Here is a 19,677-nt window from a genome sequence, read left to right on the forward strand (position 1 = left end):
CCTACTTAAACAGCGAGCGGTAGGTATCAACGTTCGCTTTGGTCACCACCGTAGCCGGAACCAAAATGGTTTTCGGCACGGTTTTACCCGAGGTAATGCTGTTCAGCGCCTTGAGGGCTTCGGCCCCCATTTTTTCCGGGTCCTGTTGCAGTACGGCGGTGACGTATCCGCCGTCAATACCGGAAATCGCCTTCGCTGTCAGATCCCAGCCAAAGACTTTAATATCCTTCTGGCGCCCCTGGTTTTCCACGGCGGCAATGGCGCCGAGCAGCGCGGGTTCACCGGTGGCATAGATAGCCGTCAGATCCGGGTTACCGGTGATCAGGTTTTCCGCCGCGGTCATGGCTTTATCCTGCACGTTCTGCCCGTCGACAACGTTAGCGATGGTAATCTTCGGATTGCTTTTCAGCGTCTCTTCGAACCCTTTCTGCCGCTGGTTCTGAATCGCCGAGTTCAGGGCGCCGACAATACCCAGCCGCGCCTGGCCTCCCATCTCTTTTTGCACGTAGTCAACAAAATACTGGCCAATGATTCTGCCGCCTTCGATATTATCAACGCCGACCTGAGCCGCCTGAGGCCCGGCCGGTAATACGGCATCAATCGCAATCACAGGAATGTTAGCGGCGGCGGCTTCTTTTACCGCGGGCATAATTCCGTTAACGTCGATAGCGGCAACCAGAATGCCCTTCACACCTTGTTGAATATAGTTTTCAATCGCGTCGTTTTGCGCGACGGGATTGTCGTTCGAGTTAAAAATAACTAAATCCTTACCGCTGGCTTTTGCTGCATCCTGCGCGCCTTTATTCATCAGATTAAAAAACAGAGCCTGCTGATTGATCTGTACCAGCGCATAAGTCGGAGCGGCGGCACTGGCGGCAGAAATAAAACTCATTGATGCCAGCATCGTTGTTGCTACAGCAATAAAACGCAGTTTTCCGGTGTTAAATAACATCATCAGTATCCTCGTCGGGAATAGTTGATAGCCAGCAGAGTTCCGCGCCGCATGCGAACGCAGAAGGATTATTTTTTTGGCGGGCAAATATCGTCTATAGGGCCAGAACGATCATCGACCGTTCGGCTGGACCTGCTTAATTTCATTCCGGCAACCGGTCCGTGTCGGTGCGCGACTGGAATGAGTTAAACGGGTTTGGGAATGACTTCCCGGATGATGCGGTAAACTGCCTATACAATTCTCCGCCATTTAAAATTTGTCAAGCATTTATTTCAGGGTATTGTTAGCCGAGAAATTGCTGTATCCAGCGCGCTTAACTATGTTACAGATAGCCGATTCTGGCAGAAATGGCGCAGGAAATGAGTATAAAACGCGTATTATTATCCGACGTGGCAAAGCTGGCGGGCCTGTCGAAGGCTACCCTGTCACGCTATATGAACAACAGTATTGTGCTGCCACAGGAAACCATCGACCGCATTGAAACGGCAATACGCGAACTGGACTATCGCGGTAATAGCCTCGCACGCCGTTTGAGTAAAGGCGGAAGCGAAACCCTCGGCCTGGTGCTACCCGATATCACCAACCCCTTCTTTGCCGAACTGGCCGATGCCGCCGAAGAAGCCGCCTCTGCCCACGGCTACAGCCTGGTGCTGTGTATCACCCGTAATAACCCGGAAAAAGAGTGTCAGTTTATACGCTGGCTGGATACCTGCCAGGTCGATGGTCTGCTGTTCACCACTAACCGCCCCGATAACGGCCTGCTACGCAAAGAGGTTCAGCGCCACGAACGCATTGTGCTGCTGGATGAGGATATTCCCGGCAGTAAGGTCCCCAAAGTCTTTGCCGATAACGTCCAGGGCGGGCGAATTGCCACCGAAAAGCTGATCGCCGCCGGGCATCGCCATATCGCTTTCGTTGGCGGCCCGGACAAGCTGATGAGCGTTCGCGAACGCTATCAGGGCTTTTGCACCGCGATGGAGCAGGCCGGTCTGAGCTGGCCCGCCGAATGGGTTATGTACGGCGACTACCAGCGCGAGTTCGGCCAACAGGCGCTGCAGTATCTGTTTAGTCAGCCGGTTCGCCCTACTGCCGTCTTCGCCGCCAGCGATTATCTGGTGCTTGGCCTGCTCGACGGACTGCGCGCCAGCGGACTACAGGCGCCGGAGGCGCTGTCGTTAGTCGGCTTCGATGACGCCAGCTATGCCGATTTCACCCAGCCGCGGATTTCAACTATCCGCCAGCCCGCCCGGGAGCTGGGCCGCACCGCGGTGAATATCATGATGCGCTTGCTCAACGACGACACAGATATCCCGGCGGAAACCCGTCTGCCGGTTGAATGGATTGGCCGCGACTCGATCAAGATTTGTTAAGCGCGTCCCAAAATGGCGCAAAAGCGCCCAGTTTTGGCGCAAAAAACGTTCAACTCACTATCTCTTCACTATAATCAGTAAACCGGTTTACCGGAATGTAATCAAGAAACTCTTTTTATTACATAAGGTTAAGTCACAGGGCTGCTGTGTTGTTCCTGCCCTGGCACGGATGCTGCAATGTTCTTACTGGCGAACAAATATCTTACATAGCGTTTGACCAGACTGTGTTGGTGAGTACTCCACTCCGCAGGTAAACCGGTTTACTAGAATGTAAACCGTGTCGGATGGGGTCTCTCACACAGGATGGCGAACATTTTCCCGGCAATAGCGATGGGAGTTATCAGATGCAGCAGCCACAAACTACCCCGCCAAGGGTGGAGATGATCAATATCACCAAGACCTACGGGTCGATACGTTCATTGCGCGGAGTCAACCTGGAGCTGGCTCCGGGCGAGGTGCTGGGATTAGTGGGCGATAACGGCGCGGGGAAATCGACCCTGACCAAAGTGTTATCTGGCGCGGTGATCCCTTCCAGCGGCACGATTCGTATCGACGGTGAACAGCACCAGTTTACTAATCCGGCCGATTCTCGCCGTTGCCATATCGAGATGGTGTATCAGGATCTGTCGCTTTGCGACACGGTCGACGTTGCGGGCAATCTGTTTATGGGTCGCGAGCCGATGAAATCGGTTCTCGGCATCCCCTTTCTCGACGAAGCCAGAATGCACGCCGATGCCCGGGAGATGCTAAAAGGACTGGGAATTTCCATTCCCGATACTCGTCTGCTGGTGCGAAATCTTTCCGGCGGTCAGCGCCAGGCCATTGCCATCGCCCGCGCGGCGGCTTTTGACCCGAAGGTGCTGATCATGGACGAGCCCACCGCCGCGCTGGCCGTCGCGGAAGTCGAAGCGGTTCTGGAGCTTATTCGTCGCGTTTCCGCTCGCGGCGTGAGCGTCATTCTGATTACCCACCGCCTGCAGGACCTGTTCCTGGTCTGTGACCGGATCATGGTGATGTATGAAGGGACCAACGTCGCCGACCGGCGGGTGGCCGACACCAGCCTGAGCGATATCGTTAACCTGATTGTGGGCGAAAAATTCACCGCCCGCTCTGCGGCTGCACATTGAGGTAACAGGATGAGTATCATGAACTTAAGCAGCTCCCGCATGATCCAGCATTCGCTGCCGCGCCGCCTGCTGCATAACCACTCGGGCGTGGTGAGCATCGCGCTGTTTTTTATCTTCTGTTGCGTGGTGTTTTCACTGATCACCAGCAATTTCCTCACCGGCACCAACTGGCTGAATATCATCCGTCAGAGCGCCCCGCTGCTGATCGTCGCAACCGCAATGACCCTGGTGATTACCACCGGCGGCATTGACCTGTCGGTGGGCTCCACCCTCGCGCTGGTCGGCGCGCTTTCCGCTATCGCCCTCAACAACTGGGGGCTGCCGTGGCCGGTGGTACTGCTCGGCGGCCTGCTGCTCGGCGGATTAGTCGGCGCCATTAACGGCTTCTTTATTGCCTATGAAGGCATTCCGGCGTTTATCGTCACCCTCGCCACCCTGGCCGTTGTGCGCGGCATCGCGCTACTGGTCACCCAGGGCTATTCGATTCCGCTTCCCGCTGACAGCCTGTTTACCTTTATAGGGCGCGCCTGGGTCGTGGGGATCCCCATGCCCGCGCTGATTGGCATTATGGTTCTGGTTATCGGGCATATCGTTCTTAACCATATGCGCTTTGGCCGCTACGTCACGGCGATCGGCGCGAATGCCGAAGGCGCGAGACGCAGCGGGATTAACACCAAAGCGGTGACCATGAAGGTCTATATCATCAGCGGAATGGCCGCCGCGCTGGCAGGAATGATTATTACCGCACGCCTCGGCAGCGGCTCCTCCAACCAGGGCGAGGGCTTTGAACTGCAGGTCATCGCCGCCGTGGTGCTCGGCAGTACCAGCCTGTTTGGCGGCTTCGGTACCATTATCGGCACGCTCCTCGGCGCGCTGTCGATTGCGGTGATTCAGAACGGGCTGATCCTGTCGCATATTTCGCCGTTCTACACCCAGATAGCCACCGGTACGATCATCCTGCTGGCAATCTGGCTGAACACCCGCATTCTCAATCCCACGCGCTCGGCGGCAAAAGGATAGATAGCTGATGAAAGGATCAATTTTTCGCCATCCCTCCCCGCTGCCGGTCGGCGTCAGCAGCGGTTACGTCATGACGGTGCTTGGCCCGCTGCCGATTAGCGAGATGGGCGTCACGCTGATGCATGAGCATATTCTGCTGGACGCTTCCGGCAAATGGGTGCCGCCCTGCTGCTGTAGCGATCGCCATCTCGCCGAAATGCCGGTGAAGATGGAAAACCTTGGCGAACTGGCGCTGAACCCGCTCATGAGCCGCGATAACTGCCAGCTGTTTGACGTCGACGTCGCGATTGAAGAGCTGACCAAATATCGCGCGCTTGGCGGGGAAACGGTGGTCGACCCGACCAATATCGGCATTGGCCGCGATCCCAACGCGCTGGCGCGCATCGCGCGTCTGACCGGTCTGAACATTATTATGGGTACCGGCCTCTATCTGGAGCCTTCACACCCCGAATGGGTAAAAACCAGCAGCGTCGAACAGCTGGCCGAACGGCTGATTTACGATCTTGGTGGCGCGGAGGAGAAACCGGAAGTGCTCGCCGGGCTTATCGGCGAAATCGGTATCTCCAGTCGCTTTACGGCGGATGAAGAGAAGTCCCTGCGCGCTGCGGGTCGGGCCAGCGCCGCGACCGGCGTGCCGATTGAGGTCCATCTGCCGGGCTGGGAGAGACTGGGTCACCGGGTGCTGGATATTCTCGAACAGGAAGGCGCCGATCTCCGCCATACGGTGCTGTGTCATATGAATCCAAGCTTTGCCGATAAGCGCTATCAGCGCGAACTGGCGCAGCGCGGAGCGTTTCTCGAATACGACATGATCGGCATGAGCTATTACTACGCCGACGAATCGGCGCAGTCGCCTTCCGACGAGGAGAACGCCCGCGCGATTCGCGAGCTGATTGACGATGGCTATCTCCAGCAGATTTTGCTGTCGCAGGATGTGTTCCTGAAAACCATGCTCACCCGCTACGGCGGCCACGGTTACGGCTACATACTCAAGCATTTTGTTCCTCGTCTGCGGCGCCACGGCGTCAGCGGCGAACAGCTTGAAACCTTGATGATTGGCAATCCCCAACGGGTCTTTGGCGGATAAAAGGAAAATCGTAATGCAGAAAAAAATCTTACTGGTCGGGGAATCCTGGACCAGCACTTCAACACACGTTAAAGGCTTCGATCAGTTTGCCACCGCCACCTGGCATACCGGCGCAACGGATTTTCTGGCCGCGCTTGCGGACAGTCATTACGCGATCACCTATATGCCCGCCCACGCGGCGGCGACCGACTTCCCGCTGACTCAGGAAGCGCTGCGGCAGTGGGATGCGATTATTCTCTCGGATATCGGCGCCAATACGCTGCTGCTGCATCCGGATACCTGGCTGAAAAGCCGGCGCACCGCCAACCGGCTGACGCTGATCCATGACTACGTTGCCGGCGGCGGCGCGCTGATGATGATTGGTGGTTATTTCAGCTTCCAGGGAATTAACGGCGGCGCGCGCTATCGCCATACCGCTGTGGAGAAAGTTCTGCCGGTCCGTTGCCTGGCATGGGACGATCGTATTGAAACCCCGGAAGGTTGCTATGCCGAAGTGATCGAATCTCACGCCCTGTTTAACGATATTCCTGGCGAATGGCCGTGGCTGCTGGGTTATAACGAAGTGGAAATGCATCCGCAAGGCAAGCTGCTGGCCACGGTCGCCGGTACCGGTCATCCGCTGCTGGCCGTTCGCGAATATCAACAGGGTCGCTCACTGGTGTGGACCAGCGATATGTCCGCGCACTGGCTGCCGGAAGAGTTTGCCAAATGGCCCGGCTATCGCCAGCTGTGGATCAACTGTCTTGACTGGCTGACGGAACGCGGCTGATGACCACGACTCTTCAACTGGCCCGGCAGCTGCTGGGCTTTAACACCATTAACCCGCCGGGTCGCGAAGCTGACTGCATGCGGTTCTTTGCCGACTGGCTTCAACACCGCGGCTTTGCGGTTTCGCTGTCGTCGTTCGGCGAGGGACGCAGCAATCTGATCGCCTGGCTGCCCGGGACGACAGCCGGTAAACCGTTGGCCTTTACTGGCCATCTGGATACCGTGCCGCTCGGTAATGCGCAGTGGCGGTACGATCCTTTCGGTTCGCAGACGGAGGACGGGCGTCTTTATGGACGCGGCTCCAGCGATATGAAAGCAGCGGTGGCGGCGTTTGCCGTCGCCTGTATTCATCAGCGGGAAACGATTCTCGCCGGCAGCGGTGCGGTATTGCTGATTACCGGGGGGGAAGAAACCGGGTGCGACGGCGCCCGGGCGCTGATCGCCTCCGCGACGTTGCCGGACATCGGGGCGCTGATCGTCGGCGAGCCCACCGCCAATTACCCGGTTATCGGCCACAAAGGCGCCCTCTGGCTACGTTGTGAAACGCGGGGGAAAACCGCCCACGGCGCGATGCCGGAACTGGGGATTAATGCTATCTATCTGGCGGCGGATGCGCTGGGCAAGATTCAACATTTTTCACCCGGCGCGCCGCATCCGCTGATGAAGCAGCCGACTCTTAATGTCGGACGTATCGAAGGCGGGTTAAATATTAATTCCGTGCCGGACCGCACGCGTTTTGATGTCGATATCCGTAGTGCGCCCAATTTACAGCATGCCACCATCCGCCAGCGATTGACCACGCTGCTTGGCGAGAGCGTCACGGTGTCCACATTGGTGGACTTACCCGCGGTACTGAGCGAAGAGGATCACGCATGGATAAAGCAGGTTTATCAGCGCTGCCAGCCGCTGCACGATCGGCCGCTTGCGCCGCGCGTGGTTCCCTACTTTACCGACGCCTCCCTGCTGCTGCCCGCGCTGGGCAACCCGCCCTGTATTATTCTCGGCCCCGGCGAGCCGTCTCTGGCTCATCAAACCGATGAGTACTGCCTGCTCAGCCGGCTGGAGGAAGCGGAACAGCTGTACGGAGAAATTATCGGCGACTGGATGCGGTAGCCTGCTGGCGTTCGCATAAGAGGTGACAACGTCACACAAAAATCATGCCTGCGGTCAAACCACCGCAGGTATACTCGCTGATTAACGTTTGAATACCATCGCTGAATAGCAGAAGATGGCCACCTGGCACGCGGAATTTATCATCCCAGGCAAGGAGGTATGCCATGACCCTGAGACCCAGCCCCGCACTCTTTTGTCTCCTCTCTTTACTCCTTACCGCCTGCTCGGGCACCACTTCTGCGCCGGATAGCGCTGAAGAGGCTCAATTATCTGCAGAAGTGGATAAGATGTTTCGCGATTATCAAATGGGTGCAAATAATTCCCCGCAGGCCAATGTCTCACGCTATCTGATGCAGGTCAGAACGGCTATCTTCGCTAAAATAGATCGGCCGCAGTCGTATCAGGGGCAACAATGCTCCGTGCGCCTCACGCTCCAGCGTGACGGGAAGGTACAGAATCCAACGGTAGCGCATGGCGATCCGGCATTTTGCGCGAAAATTATATCCGCGCTAAAGGAAGCGCAGATTCCGCCAGCGCCTGATGAAGAAACCTATCAGACATTCAACAATGCCGTTGTGGATTTCCGCCCCTGACAGGGCTGTCTGCCATCGTTTCGCAGGGGCCATTCGACCCCTGCCTCACATTCAGAACTCCACGCGGCCGCCGAAATTATAGCGCCGCCCTTCCAGCATCGCGGTCTGCCTGTAGGCGGTGGTGTAAACCGGATTGACATCAAACAGATTGTAGATACCGCTCATCAACGTAACCTGTTTATTCAGATGGTAACGGGCGCCTAAATCCACCAGCGCATAGGCATCCGTTGAGCTGGATTTGCCGATATCCGGCGAGTTGCTGCGCCAGCTCGCCTTCGTCCACAGCTCCAGATCGGAAGTGGTATTCCACGTCAGCGAAACGTTGGCCATACTGCTCGGGAAATCATTTAGCGCATAGCCCTTATACTCACCGCTTTTCTGTTCACTGTGGGTATAGGTATAGTTGGCGTTCGCCTTCAGCGCCGCGGTCAGCTGCCAGTCGCCGTTCAGCTCCAGACCGTAGATTTCCGCATCTCCGACGTTAATATATTGCGATACGCTATCAGCGGTATAGCCATTGTACTGACACTGCTGGGTGGCAGATGAGGTACAGATGGTATGGTCGCTGATTTTATCTTTAAATTTGGTATGGAAAAGAGTCGCATCCAGCGCCAGCGCGTCATGCTGCCAGTACACGCCCAGTTCGGTGTTGATGCTCTGTTCCGGCTTCAGATCGTCGTTGCCGATGCCAATCTCAGAATAGGGATAAGCACCATAGACGCTGGTAAAACCGGCGTTGTTCTGACGTAAATCCGGTTTTTTATAACCCGCAGAGACGCCCCCCTTCAGCGCCCAGGTTTCGTCGAGGGTCCAGTTACCATACAGCTTAGGCGTGACGTGATAGCCAAAGTAGCTATCATGATCCAGGCGCGCAGAGGTAGTCAGCGTAAAGTCCGGCACTATCATCCATGCGTCTTCCGCAAAAACCGCCCAGCCATGACGGGTAATTTTACTCACCGGGGTGACGCCGGGCGCCTGCTTATCCGCAATACCGAAGGTGTCATTCAGCTCATTGCGCGTGAAGTTAACGCCTAACGTCAGCTTGTGATCGGCCAGAGTAAAGGTGTTCGCGCTATTGGCCTCAAAATTATTCTGCTTAATAAATTGCGAATCCATCCCGGGCACGCGGTACTCCGTGCGGGCCTTCTCGTAGCTGATAAAGTTCTTCACCTCCACCAGATCATCAGCGTACCAGGCATGCTGTGAAAGCGAGGCCGCATCGCGGTCAAAACCCCAGTACCACGCTTTATCGTTATGGGTTTTCTCCTGATTGCCTTTGGCGACGTTCAAATCCCAAAGCTGCGTATCGATTGGCGACAGAGAAATGGTGGCGTCCAGATTCCCGGCCTGATGCTTCACGAAACGCTCTTTGGTTGGGCTGTCATCATCGCGGCGATCAAGATAATCGGCGCCCACGCTGACCCCGAGTTTGCCTGGGATGACAGGCCCCATTAAGAAGGCGTTGGTCTGATTAGTGTTGCCGTATTCACTTTTTTCCTGCAGGAAGTAATTATCCTCCAGCACCCCGTCCATTTTTCGAGGTTCCAGGCCTTTTTGGTGATGACGTTGACCACGCCGCCAATGGAGTCAGAGCCATACAGCGAGGACATGGGCCCGCGAATGACCTCCACCCGCTCAATGGCAGCCAGCGGCGGCATAAAAGCCGCTTCGCTACCAATGTGATGCCCGTAGGGACGGGATTCGCGGGTAGACTGCTTAATACCGTTCACCATAAACGAGGTATAGGTCGAATCCATACCGCGCATCTGCACATCACCGGTCGCCAGACTGCCGTGACCGTTGCCCACCAGCACGCCCGGCATCTCGCGCAACGCTTCCGCTACATTCTGATTGGAACGGGTATTCAGCGCCTTCTCATCCAGCACCGAGATCGTCGCCGGCGCCTCGCGCCTCTCCTGGCTGAAACCCGTGGCGGTGACTACCATCTGATCTTCGTTTACGGCGGCGCTATCTGCGGCGTATGCCGCCGCAGGCAGATTGACGAAGGCGAGCGCAATCGCCACCTCCATGTGTGTCTTAATCGTCACAAAAAAGTCCTTAGAATTTAGTTAGATCAATCTTGAGAACGTAGTCGGGCTGGTCGCTTTTTTCGTCCTGTTTAACGCTGACATAAAGCGTTCCGGCATCCGCAGAAAGCACCAGACTGTTGGGCATGGCCGCCGTTTTGATCGTGTGTTTGAGATGATGGGTTTTCGCGTCGATGACGCTAATCGAGCGATCGTTGCGATGGGTAACGTAGATTTCATCGCGCGCGGCGTTATAGAGCACGGCGACCGAATTCGGCGAGGCAATACGATCCACCAGCTTGCCGGAGTCCAGTTGCACCACCAGCACATCGCGGGTATTGGTATCAGCGATATACCCAACTCCTGCGGCGCTGTTCAGGGCGATATTGAGGAAATAATGGTCAGGTTCAGCCGGGTCAACCTTCACGCGGGCAAGGAGCTTCGACGTTTTGCCATCGAGGGTAACCAACTCCCCGTTGCCGGTCACCACATAAACTTTGTCACCCGCGTCATCAACGGCAAAGCCCACCGGTTCGACATGATTCAGCGTTTCAATAAGCTGCTGCTTGCGCGTATCGACAACCCACAGCAGCCCTTTGTCTTTGCGCCCGATTCCGGATACATACAGACGTTGATTTGGCTTATCCAGCACCACTTCACGGACGTGAGCCTGTTTCTCAGGATCCGAACCATCGCTTAGCTGAATAGTTTTGATCACCTTATTGGTCAGCGTATCCACCAGCGTTAGCGAACCATCCAGGGCATTGCCCAAATACAGGATATGGTTTTCTTCATCCAGAGAAAGCGCAAAGGTGCGCCGTTCGGTGGCGATTTTCTGATTAATCTGCAGAGAATCGGCCGCCAGTCGAAACACTATTCCCGTCGTTTTATCTTTATCAAACGAGGGCGCGGAGGCGGCATAGAGCACCTTCTGACGGTTATCATAAGCCAGTTCATAAACGCCGTGACCAAGAGGCTGTGAGCGGAATGCCTGCTCGGTAAAATCCTTAGCCGAGGCAGAGACAACATGCAGGGAAGATGAAATGGCCAGCGCGCAAAGCGTTGCTTTCTTCAGGGATACGATAGACATGTAATTTTTCTTTACAGTAGCTTACGGAATGCAAACACTAATGAAAATAAATATCATTTGCAATTGCATTAATCTCCATATTCCCTACCATTTTTTGTGTTGTCATGGAAGCCGCAGCGCTGTACGCGGGTGAAACTGCGCTGACGAAAAGGCGTTATCCCCAGGCGTTGATCATCAGGGCCGCGATATACAGCCCTCCCCCATACGCCAGATGCGTGAGCAGACTGAGCAGACGCGCCAGCCAGGGACGAGGGGTGCGTGATGCCGCGATACCAAAACCAAATGCGGGCTGTAGAATCATGAACGGTGCGAATAAAGTCGACAAACCGGCCAGAATACCGATGTTCAGTGAGGGCTCGCTGAGCCAGACGGTTGCGCTGAGCATAAGCGGTACAAAAGCAAAAATGACCCCGATCAGGTAGTGAAACACCCAGCCGGTGAACATCTCCCCTTGTATTCGCGGCGTTGAGGCAATCGTATGATGCCAGTACTTTCCTCTGGGCAACCATAAAATCCATCGCCCAACCAGCGCATAGTTTAGCGGCGGTACTTTGAGCAGGTATTTTTGTAAAAGTGACCATAAATCCATCACCAGCGTTGCGCCAATGCCGGTGATGGCCGTTTTAAAGAAAATCATCATATCCAATGTCTGCTCCTCGTGGTTGGAATGCTAAGCTGGCAGCCAGTGTGCAACTTAAAGTGAGGTTTAAGTCAACCATGAAAGAACGGGATATCAGAGAAATCGCTGACCTTTCCGGGGTTAAACCCTCCGCATTGCGGTATTACGAAAAGAAAGGATTAATTCGGCCTGTCGGTCGAAATGGCCTTCGAAGGCAGTACCATGAGAATGTGCTGTATAAACTGCAACTCATTGCGCTGGGACAGGCCGCAGGGTTTTCTCTGGATGACATTGCAGTGATGTTCAGTACCGAGGGTCATCCAGATATTAACCGCGAACTGCTCCACAAACGCTCACGGGAAATCGACGTTACCATTCGCAGACTGCAGTTATTAAGCCGCGGACTGAAGCATGCTGCGCGTTGTACTCAGCCCGAGCATACCCAGTGTGAGGAATTCAAGAGAATTGTTTCGCGAGGACTTCGCCTCGTCAGGTAACGTTTCTCAGCGAAGATCGCCTGGTTTATGCCACCGCCTCTCAGCATGCGCGCCGGGTTAGCCACGTCTGCTCCGGCACGGGGCTGCCGGTCACCCTGACAAGTTAAAACGTTAATTCATTCAGATATCTCCAGCGCGCCGTCGGCTTCAATGCCCGGGCAATCAACCGGGTTTGCCGTTGATTCTATTCCACTTTGCTGTGAAAAAATCAAACACACCTTTAGAGAAAAGCCACTTACTCTAATGAATATTTATATGTAGCCTGTAGGGAGTTCGGCAAGGTTATTATGCAATAAAAGAACCACCCCATATTTAATAAGTATTAAACCCTCACGGAGAAAAAATGATTTTAATTTTTACGATGTTCATCTTTTCCCTCACCCTGTCATTGTCACCAGGCCCGGTCAATATGATCATTATATCGTCGGGGGCAGCCCATGGATTTAGAAAAACCTTCCCGTTTGTCTCAGGCGCGACAATCGGATTTACTTTATTGCTTATATTCGTTTGTTTCGGACTCTCCGCCACAATTGCACAGCATCCTTTGTTTTTCAAATATCTCAACGTTGCCGGCGCCGTATTTATCATGTACCTGGGTTATAAAATAGCCTCATCTCGCCCTGATTTGTCATTACAACAAGCAGATACCCCAGCTTTCATTCAGGGGTTTTTAATGCAGTGGTTCAACCCGAAAGCCTGGACGGCCTGCGCATCCGGAGCGGCGTTATTTTCCAACCCGTCCACCAATACGACGGTATCGGTCTTTATCATGATTTATTTTGTCGTCTGCTATCTCTCACTGGCTTCATGGGCGGTTATCGGCGACAGAGTGTCAATGCTGCTCAGGAGCAGGCAACGCATCCGTACTTTTAACCTGTTGATGGGCAGTTTGCTGATCGTTACGGCGGGCTACTTGCTCTGTATGCCACTCCTCAGGCATTCATAATTGATGAGACTCAACGGAGTTATAAATATTATTAATCAGTTTGTAGGCAATACTGCTGGTCGATATATTCGCAGGCCATATGGCATACACCTTTAGAGGTTCCAATGACCAGTCGGGGAGGACTTCCTGTATTTTTTCGCGCTTAACATCATCCTCACTCAGGTAGCGAGGGGGAGCCGCCAGTCCAATTTGTTGCTTTGCAAGAGCATAGGCCGCTTCAACATTATCAACGACAACCGTTGGCGTATACTTTACTAACGCCAGCTCGCCACTTTTGTGCCTGAACTCCCGGTTGTTCTGCCTCATGGTCAGGCCAATCCAGGGCAGATGTTCCAGGTCATCGGGGTGATTGATGGGCTTGTAATGGCTTAACAAGCCCTTTGATGCGACCAGTTGCCGGGGCAGCACAAAAAGATGCCGGGCTTTGAGTGAGCTGTCCGGGAGCTCCCCAATCCGAAATGCAACATCAATACTCTCGCCGATAATATCTTTCCGCGTATCGCTATAAGAAATGTTCAGGTAAACATCCGGATACTCTTTTATAAACACCGCAAGATGGCGCGTAAATGCGCTATTGATAAAAACGGCAGGGACAGAAATATGCAGCTTGTTAGCTGTTGATATAGACCGCTGCTTAAATTCAATAACCCCCTTCTCATACAGTTCGAGCATCGATTTGGCCGTCTCCAGCAAATTGATGCCATCGTGAGTCAGAGAGAGCTTACGGGTATTTCTATAGAGCAGCGCACTACCAAGATTTTTTTCCAGTTTCGATAGATGCGTGCTCGCCGTTGCGGTTGTCAGCCCTAACGCTTCTGCGCCACCGGAGATGGATCCCGCCTCGACAATTTTGGCAAAAACGATCAGGTAACGGATGTCATCAATCATCTACATTCCTTTGGTCACTCATTAACATTGAGCCTGACCACAGCATGGCCCAAGACCATCCATGGCAAGCAAGCAGTGCGCCGCGATGCAAAACACATCCCTGTCCAGATATAAGAGCTTTTCTTATCTCGGAACCGCGCCCGTCCGCCAGACCCGCAGGCCGAAAACATTGATATACAGCCCGGCCATAATCAGTACGGCGCCCAGCAGCTGCAAGCCGTTCAGCGTTTCGCCGAGCAACAGCGCGGCGCTGGCCATCCCCACTACCGGCACCAGCAACGACAGCGGCGCCACTCGCCAGGTTTCATAGCGCCCGAGCAACGAGCCCCAGATGCCGTAGCCCACAATCGTGGCAATAAACGCCAGATAAAGCAGCGAGAGCACGGTCAGCATATCAATATGAATCAGGCTCGCAGCCATCGTCTGCGGGCCATCGATCGCCCAGGACGCCAGCATAAACGGCAGCACCGGAATCAACGCGCTCCACACCACCAGAGACATAATCTGCGGTTTCTCGGCGCGGGACATGATCTTCTTATTAAAGATATTCCCGCACGCCCAGCTCAACGCCGCTGCCAGAGTCAGCATAAACCCGACGACCGGGACATGCTGGCCACCGAGGCTGGCTTCCACCAGCACCAGGATGCCAAAAATCGCCAGCGCAATCCCGGCCAGCTGTTTTCCCTGCAGGCGTTCACCGAAGGCAAAGGCGCCAAGAATAATGGTGAAGAACGCCTGAGCCTGCAGCACCAAAGAGGCCAACCCGGCGGGCATCCCAAGACCGATGGCGCAGAATAAAAAGGCGAACTGACCAAAGCTGATGGTCAGGCCATAGCCGAGCAGCAGACGCAGCGGGATTTTAGGACGGGCAACAAACAACAGCGCCGGAAAGGCCACCAGTAAGAAACGCAGTCCCGCCAGCATCAGCGGCGGCATATTGTGGAGTCCGACCTTAATCACCACAAAATTCAGCCCCCACACCACTACCACCAGCAGCGCCAGCAGCCCGTCTTTACGTGTCATACCCTGCCTCTGTTGTTATATGAATTTTTGTGAACAAAATCAAAGTACCCAAAAAAGCGGCCGGCGGATAGATCATTATTTTTAGCAGGGTGTCAAAGCACGTGATGACACCGGGTTGCGCTATACAAGGTCCTGAGAGCATGGTATTTGTGAGCAATACAACATAAAAATAACATTTCATCAGGCAAAGAACATGATACCGACCATCAGGCGCTCCACCATCGCGCTGCTGGCGTCTTCGCTGCTGCTGACTATCGGCCGTGGCGCAACGCTGCCCTTTATGACCATCTTCCTCACCCGCCAGTACCAGCTTGAGGTGGATAAAATTGGCTATGCGCTCTCCATCGCCCTCACCGTCGGCGTCGTCTTTAGTATGGGGTTTGGCATTCTGGCCGATAAGTTTGATAAAAAGCGCTATATGCTGATCGCCGTGCTGGCCTTTATCTGCGGCTTTATCGCGATTCCGCTGGTCAATAGCGTAAGCCTGGTGGTGTTTTTCTTTGCCCTGATCAACTGCGCCTATTCCGTTTTCTCCACCGTGCTGAAGGCCTGGTTTGCCGATGTCCTGTCGCCGGAAAAGAAAGCGCGGATCTTCTCGCTCAACTATACCTTCCTGAACATCGGCTGGACCGTCGGCCCGCCCATCGGCACGCTGCTGGTGATGCACAGCATCAACCTGCCATTTTGGCTGGCGGCGGCCTGCGCCGCATTGCCGCTGGTTGGTATTCAGCTCTTCGTTCAGCGCACCTCGGCGGCTATTGCTCAGGATAATGCCACCCAATGGTCGCCTTCCGTGTTGCTGCGCGACCGCGCGCTGATGTGGTTTACGCTTTCCGGCCTGCTGGCCTCGTTCGTCGGCGGCTCATTCGCCTCCTGTATTTCACAGTATGTGCTGGTGGTCGCCGATAGCGATTTTGCCGAAAAGGTGGTGGCGGTGGTGCTTCCGGTCAACGCCGCCGTGGTGGTTGCGCTGCAGTACGCCGTCGGCCGCCGCTTAAGCGCCAGCAATATTCGCCCGCTCATGACCTTTGGTACGCTCTGTTTCGTCCTCGGTCTGGGGGGATTTATTCTTTCCGACAGCAGCCTGCTGCTATGGGGGATATCTGCCGCCGTGTTTACGCTTGGCGAGGTCATTTACGCGCCCGGCGAGTATATGCTGATTGATAACATTGCCCCCGCCGGCATGAAGGCGAGCTACTTTTCCGCCCAGTCGCTGGGCTGGCTGGGAGCGGCCTTCAACCCGATGATTACCGGATCTATCCTGACCCATATGCCGCACTGGTCGCTGTTTGTGGTGCTGATGCTGGCTATTATCGTTGCCTGGCTGATGATCTTCCGCGGAATGAAAGTCCGTCCGTGGCAGAATGGCTGTTCGGCCGTCAACGCGTAACCCCAGGCGTCATGCGGCTGTCGGGTTAATGTCGGGCAACTGTCGGCTGCGGATCGTGGTGCCCGACAGTGCCCCGCGCCACACTCCATCTCAGGTTTTCACCCGGAGATAGACATGATGAACAGCAGTAATCAGGTTAAACAACTACGTCTGCAGCGCGCATGGTCCCAGGAGCAGCTGGCAGAACTTGCCGGCCTCAGCGTGCGGACTATCCAGCGTATTGAGAACGGCGATCGCCCAGGGCTGGAAACGCTGAGCGCCCTTGCCGCCGTCTTTGAAGTTAACGTTGCCGATATCACCGGTGACTCCCCGGCGGGCCATGAAGAGTCTCTCGATTTACGTATCGAAGAGGCAAAAGCGCGCGTGCATCAGGAAAGCCGCTTTTTCCGCTCGTTATCGACCGCCGTGGTGGTGTGCGTGTTGCTGGTTTTACTTAACCGGTTTACCGACCCAGGCAACTACTGGTCTGCCTGGGTCGCCGGGATCTGGGGGGCATTGCTGCTGGTGAGAGGTTTGCGATTGTTTGTTTTCGGCGGATGGATCCGCAGCTGGCGTCAGACGCGGTTACAGCGGCTGCTGCGTAAATAGTTTTTTAGCCTGCCGCTATCCCCCGCTTGTGCTGACGCTGAGCGGGGCTACGGTTCCAGCCCTCTGCTAGCACCTGGCCGGATAAGGCGCCGCGCGCCGCCTCCGGGGAGACTTCGTTGCCAGAGCATGACACCGATCAGAATCATCCGCCGCAGGCATACCCCGGCTAATCACCCCGCAGAGCTTTCACCCCTCGATGGGATGAAGCGCCGGCGACCTGGGATAGCCTGGCTCCGGGCGTCGTTTGCCGGTTTTCTTTTGCGGCGGAGGCTTTCGCCGTTGGTCGGGATTGCCCATCCGGAATCACCGCAATGGGCGCGGCATTGCCAGCTGTCAGCGTCGGTTTCACCGCCATGATCCGGTCTACGTAGCTGGTCTGTGTCTGCCCTTCGGGAAGAAAGCCACGGCGGAAATTGCCGCTGTAGTAGCAGGAAAACGCCGCCAGCTGCGCCTGTTGCGCTGAAAACTTGACCGAAGCGCGACGCAGGCATTGATTAAAAATACCTGCAGCGGCACGGGCGTTATGACAAGGATCGAAGACGGTTTCATAATCCAGTCCGTATTTGTCGAGGTTATGGCGGTTCACCTGGCCCAGCCCCAGCGAAAAATTCCAGCCCGCCTGTGCCAGATACTGCGCGGTAGCGATAGCCTCTTCCTTATGCCGGGGCTGACGCGCCAGTCGCCCGCCCACCACGCCAATGGCGTAAGGATTAAACGACGACTCCACTTTCATTAAACGCTCCAGTACCTGGGGCGCGATGTCTGGCGCACACTGATTAGCCAAAACAGCCAAATCCAACACTCTGACCTCCTGTCACGCGGGGGGTTATTCCGGCTCATTTTTATTGATAAATTTCACCGAGGATTTTTTCGCAATCCCCGTCAGGACGTTAATAATGTCCTGGTAGTTGGTGGCGAGAAAAACGTTGTCTCCTGCGCAGTAATTGCGCCAGAGATCGAGAGCTGTGGTCGTTTCTGAGCTATTGACCGTGAAAATAAAGAATATATCCGCCAGTTGTGTAGGCGTACCCTCAGGGTAACGCAGCAGCCCCTCTCTAATTCGGTTGCACAAATTATATTGATCAAATAATTTTTTGGTCAAAACACCACCATCAATATCAATGCCATCTGAAATGACAATTATTGCTTTCCTTGGGTTATTCCCTTTAGCGATGACAGGAAGCGCGCGCAGTAGTCCTGAAGTGACATAGGTTGTACCATCGGTGACATTCATCTCTCTGAATTTATCAATTATTTGACGGTCATTAGTTAACTCAATAAGATAAGAAGCTGGTTTAGCTGTCTTGCTCTTCAATGTATTGCTCGCAACAGTTGTACTAATACTACCAAATGTTGAATAGCAGTCAAAATAAAAAGGCCGATTAGCAATAGTATTAACCATATACTTGAAAGTGGTCACGGCCTGATCTGAAAACATAAAGTCATCGGCAACTAAACCGTCAAAATCCATCGTTACAGTATTGAATATTGTACGCTGGGTATAAGCATAATACATGAGTTCATGTGCTGCTGCGCGGCTTTCCTGAAATTCAGTATAGTGATTAAAAAGATTGGCCCGCGTGTCAGCATCACAACTATATTGAGCTCTTCCAACCGTACTACCGTATTGTGGATTTTTCACACACCAGCCTTTATTAACCATTTCATCTATACTAAATCCTGTTGCCGGACTAACGACATCATTGTACCAGCCGTATAATAATGAATCATAGTTATACGACTGGAGAACTTCCGTAGGTGTTGTTGCTGTAGTGTTAAACCTAATTTTGTTATACCAAAAATCCAGATCTACCCCTGCATACTTTGGCAGGAACTTGCCAACATATGAACAACCAAAATTTCCCCCCCCAGCAATATTCTCTCCAGGAAGGATGACTGATACACCAGCAGTAAAGGGAATAATTCCTACGGTATTAGTCACTGAGTCATCATTTAAAACCTCGCCAATAAACTCCGTGACAACTTTACGTAACAACTCGATTCTGGTCAGTCCTGGCTCTGAGGACGAACTTAACATCGATCCTGAAAAATCCAGCACCAGCGCATAGTCAGTCGGGTACTTTATCTCTTCAAATGTTTTTCTGACCACTCCCGCGCCGCTGTCGGCACGAATATCCACCGCGGAGTCAAAACCGACCTCTTGCTGCGCGCCGATTATTGGCCGCATGCTGGCTTTCCCGCTGGCGGTATAGTCCACGGAGTCAAGTTTGCCGGTTTCCGTCGTGCTGTAGTTCACTTCTACCGCAACGGTCAGATCGTTTTTGGCGATCGTCGCATCCGGCACATAGTAGGACAGGTAGTTATGCAGTAGCGTAATATTCTCCGCCTTATCCGCGGCGGTGCTATTGCGGTTATCGACCATGGCCACCGCCAGTACGCCCTGATTAAGGCCATCCGCCAGCCTGGCGCGACTGCTTTGTAAATTAGCGCCATCATACGCCACCGAATAGAACATCATTAACAGCGGAAACATAATGGCAAACATCACGGTTATCGCGCCGTACTCCTGACGCAAAAGACGTACGATAAACCGTAAAAACCGGCTTCGCATAATTTTC

18 protein-coding genes and 1 pseudogene are annotated in these 19,677 nt (G+C 54.2%); 11 read left to right on the forward strand and 8 right to left on the reverse strand.

All coding sequences use genetic code 11. The annotated features are described in order from the left end of the window. Position 1: 1 nt before the first annotated feature. On the reverse strand, positions 2 to 955 hold the full coding sequence (locus tag AC007G_RS22900) for an ABC transporter substrate-binding protein (RefSeq protein WP_032687613.1): 954 nt from the start codon (positions 953 to 955) through the stop codon (positions 2 to 4). A 344-nt stretch (positions 956 to 1,299) separates the two neighbouring features. Between AC007G_RS22900 and AC007G_RS22905 the strand changes: the two genes are divergently transcribed. The 7 genes from AC007G_RS22905 to tolA all read left to right on the forward strand — a co-directional run bounded on the left by AC007G_RS22905 (position 1,300) and on the right by tolA (position 8,030). Continuing rightward, entirely contained in the window at positions 1,300 to 2,322 is a 1,023-nt protein-coding gene (locus AC007G_RS22905; protein WP_099001981.1) for a LacI family DNA-binding transcriptional regulator, read from the forward strand. A 380-nt stretch (positions 2,323 to 2,702) separates the two neighbouring features. Continuing rightward, entirely contained in the window at positions 2,703 to 3,449 is a 747-nt protein-coding gene (locus AC007G_RS22910; RefSeq protein WP_162180094.1) for an ATP-binding cassette domain-containing protein, read from the forward strand. An 18-nt stretch (positions 3,450 to 3,467) separates the two neighbouring features. Beyond that, on the forward strand, positions 3,468 to 4,469 hold the full coding sequence (locus AC007G_RS22915) for an ABC transporter permease (protein ID WP_163921496.1): 1,002 nt from the start codon (positions 3,468 to 3,470) through the stop codon (positions 4,467 to 4,469). A gap of 7 nt (positions 4,470 to 4,476) precedes the next feature. After that, positions 4,477 to 5,556 carry a phosphotriesterase family protein gene (locus AC007G_RS22920; protein WP_032696146.1) on the forward strand — a complete coding sequence of 360 codons (1,080 nt, stop codon included), beginning with the start codon at positions 4,477 to 4,479 and terminating at the stop codon, positions 5,554 to 5,556. A 13-nt stretch (positions 5,557 to 5,569) separates the two neighbouring features. Continuing rightward, positions 5,570 to 6,325 carry a glutamine amidotransferase gene (locus tag AC007G_RS22925; RefSeq protein WP_142631042.1) on the forward strand — a complete coding sequence of 252 codons (756 nt, stop codon included), beginning with the start codon at positions 5,570 to 5,572 and terminating at the stop codon, positions 6,323 to 6,325. Continuing rightward, positions 6,325 to 7,437: a M20 family metallopeptidase gene (locus AC007G_RS22930; protein WP_047664926.1), complete on the forward strand. Its 1,113-nt coding sequence runs from the start codon at positions 6,325 to 6,327 to the stop codon at positions 7,435 to 7,437. Before AC007G_RS22925 ends, AC007G_RS22930 begins: the two co-directional genes overlap by 1 nt. A gap of 164 nt (positions 7,438 to 7,601) precedes the next feature. Next, positions 7,602 to 8,030 carry a cell envelope integrity protein TolA gene (gene tolA, locus AC007G_RS22935; RefSeq protein ID WP_032687606.1) on the forward strand — a complete coding sequence of 143 codons (429 nt, stop codon included), beginning with the start codon at positions 7,602 to 7,604 and terminating at the stop codon, positions 8,028 to 8,030. A gap of 51 nt (positions 8,031 to 8,081) precedes the next feature. On the opposite strand, the pseudogene AC007G_RS22940 reads toward tolA, so the two are convergent. The 3 genes and pseudogenes from AC007G_RS22940 to AC007G_RS22950 all read right to left on the reverse strand — a co-directional run bounded on the left by AC007G_RS22940 (position 8,082) and on the right by AC007G_RS22950 (position 11,787). After that, positions 8,082 to 10,060, reverse strand: a pseudogene (locus tag AC007G_RS22940) (TonB-dependent receptor domain-containing protein). Between the two features lie 28 nt (positions 10,061 to 10,088). Further along, positions 10,089 to 11,147: a 7-bladed beta-propeller protein YncE gene (gene yncE / locus AC007G_RS22945; protein ID WP_142631041.1), complete on the reverse strand. Its 1,059-nt coding sequence runs from the start codon at positions 11,145 to 11,147 to the stop codon at positions 10,089 to 10,091. A 154-nt stretch (positions 11,148 to 11,301) separates the two neighbouring features. Then, positions 11,302 to 11,787 (reverse strand): DUF2938 family protein, encoded by a 486-nt coding sequence (locus AC007G_RS22950; RefSeq protein ID WP_032687701.1) that lies wholly within the window; start codon positions 11,785 to 11,787, stop codon positions 11,302 to 11,304. A 77-nt stretch (positions 11,788 to 11,864) separates the two neighbouring features. Here AC007G_RS22950 and AC007G_RS22955 point away from each other — a divergent pair, with 77 nt between their 5' ends. Beyond that, positions 11,865 to 12,263 (forward strand): helix-turn-helix domain-containing protein, encoded by a 399-nt coding sequence (locus tag AC007G_RS22955; RefSeq protein ID WP_142631062.1) that lies wholly within the window; start codon positions 11,865 to 11,867, stop codon positions 12,261 to 12,263. Positions 12,264 to 12,606: 343 nt separating this feature from the next. After that, the gene (locus tag AC007G_RS22960; RefSeq protein WP_142631040.1) at positions 12,607 to 13,209 is read left to right on the forward strand and encodes a LysE family translocator; all 603 of its coding nucleotides are present in this window, start codon (positions 12,607 to 12,609) and stop codon (positions 13,207 to 13,209) included. On the opposite strand, the gene AC007G_RS22965 is transcribed toward AC007G_RS22960, so the two are convergent. Next, positions 13,204 to 14,097, reverse strand: coding sequence for a LysR family transcriptional regulator (locus tag AC007G_RS22965; RefSeq protein WP_047664929.1), 894 nt, complete (start codon positions 14,095 to 14,097; stop codon positions 13,204 to 13,206). The genes AC007G_RS22960 and AC007G_RS22965 overlap by 6 nt on opposite strands. Positions 14,098 to 14,220: 123 nt before the next feature. Beyond that, positions 14,221 to 15,120, reverse strand: coding sequence for an O-acetylserine/cysteine exporter (gene eamA, locus AC007G_RS22970; protein WP_032696139.1), 900 nt, complete (start codon positions 15,118 to 15,120; stop codon positions 14,221 to 14,223). Between the two features lie 193 nt (positions 15,121 to 15,313). Here eamA and ydeE point away from each other — a divergent pair, with 193 nt between their 5' ends. Both ydeE and AC007G_RS22980 read left to right on the forward strand, forming a co-directional pair. After that, positions 15,314 to 16,510 carry an efflux MFS transporter YdeE gene (gene ydeE, locus AC007G_RS22975; protein WP_032687598.1) on the forward strand — a complete coding sequence of 399 codons (1,197 nt, stop codon included), beginning with the start codon at positions 15,314 to 15,316 and terminating at the stop codon, positions 16,508 to 16,510. Between the two features lie 117 nt (positions 16,511 to 16,627). Then, positions 16,628 to 17,098, forward strand: coding sequence for a helix-turn-helix domain-containing protein (locus AC007G_RS22980; RefSeq protein ID WP_032687699.1), 471 nt, complete (start codon positions 16,628 to 16,630; stop codon positions 17,096 to 17,098). Positions 17,099 to 17,264: 166 nt separating this feature from the next. Here the strand turns inward: AC007G_RS22980 and AC007G_RS22985 are convergent, their stop codons facing one another. Continuing rightward, the gene (locus AC007G_RS22985; RefSeq protein ID WP_032696138.1) at positions 17,265 to 17,900 is read right to left on the reverse strand and encodes a lytic transglycosylase domain-containing protein; all 636 of its coding nucleotides are present in this window, start codon (positions 17,898 to 17,900) and stop codon (positions 17,265 to 17,267) included. 24 nt (positions 17,901 to 17,924) lie between these two features. After that, positions 17,925 to 19,670: a TadE/TadG family type IV pilus assembly protein gene (locus AC007G_RS22990; protein WP_032696137.1), complete on the reverse strand. Its 1,746-nt coding sequence runs from the start codon at positions 19,668 to 19,670 to the stop codon at positions 17,925 to 17,927. Positions 19,671 to 19,677 lie beyond the last annotated feature (7 nt).

Source organism: Klebsiella sp. CSG-1, assembly GCF_056521145.1.

Coding starts and splice junctions, on each gene's coding strand:
- AC007G_RS22900 (WP_032687613.1), bottom strand. CDS start 955: ATGATGTTATTTAACACCGGAAAACTGCGTTTTATTGCTGTAGCAACA.
- AC007G_RS22905 (WP_099001981.1), top strand. CDS start 1,300: ATGGCGCAGGAAATGAGTATAAAACGCGTATTATTATCCGACGTGGCA.
- AC007G_RS22910 (WP_162180094.1), top strand. CDS start 2,703: ATGATCAATATCACCAAGACCTACGGGTCGATACGTTCATTGCGCGGA.
- AC007G_RS22915 (WP_163921496.1), top strand. CDS start 3,468: ATGAACTTAAGCAGCTCCCGCATGATCCAGCATTCGCTGCCGCGCCGC.
- AC007G_RS22920 (WP_032696146.1), top strand. CDS start 4,477: ATGAAAGGATCAATTTTTCGCCATCCCTCCCCGCTGCCGGTCGGCGTC.
- AC007G_RS22925 (WP_142631042.1), top strand. CDS start 5,570: ATGCAGAAAAAAATCTTACTGGTCGGGGAATCCTGGACCAGCACTTCA.
- AC007G_RS22930 (WP_047664926.1), top strand. CDS start 6,325: ATGACCACGACTCTTCAACTGGCCCGGCAGCTGCTGGGCTTTAACACC.
- tolA (WP_032687606.1), top strand. CDS start 7,602: ATGACCCTGAGACCCAGCCCCGCACTCTTTTGTCTCCTCTCTTTACTC.
- yncE (WP_142631041.1), bottom strand. CDS start 11,147: ATGTCTATCGTATCCCTGAAGAAAGCAACGCTTTGCGCGCTGGCCATT.
- AC007G_RS22950 (WP_032687701.1), bottom strand. CDS start 11,787: ATGATGATTTTCTTTAAAACGGCCATCACCGGCATTGGCGCAACGCTG.
- AC007G_RS22955 (WP_142631062.1), top strand. CDS start 11,865: ATGAAAGAACGGGATATCAGAGAAATCGCTGACCTTTCCGGGGTTAAA.
- AC007G_RS22960 (WP_142631040.1), top strand. CDS start 12,607: ATGATTTTAATTTTTACGATGTTCATCTTTTCCCTCACCCTGTCATTG.
- AC007G_RS22965 (WP_047664929.1), bottom strand. CDS start 14,097: ATGATTGATGACATCCGTTACCTGATCGTTTTTGCCAAAATTGTCGAG.
- eamA (WP_032696139.1), bottom strand. CDS start 15,120: ATGACACGTAAAGACGGGCTGCTGGCGCTGCTGGTGGTAGTGGTGTGG.
- ydeE (WP_032687598.1), top strand. CDS start 15,314: ATGATACCGACCATCAGGCGCTCCACCATCGCGCTGCTGGCGTCTTCG.
- AC007G_RS22980 (WP_032687699.1), top strand. CDS start 16,628: ATGAACAGCAGTAATCAGGTTAAACAACTACGTCTGCAGCGCGCATGG.
- AC007G_RS22990 (WP_032696137.1), bottom strand. CDS start 19,670: ATGCGAAGCCGGTTTTTACGGTTTATCGTACGTCTTTTGCGTCAGGAG.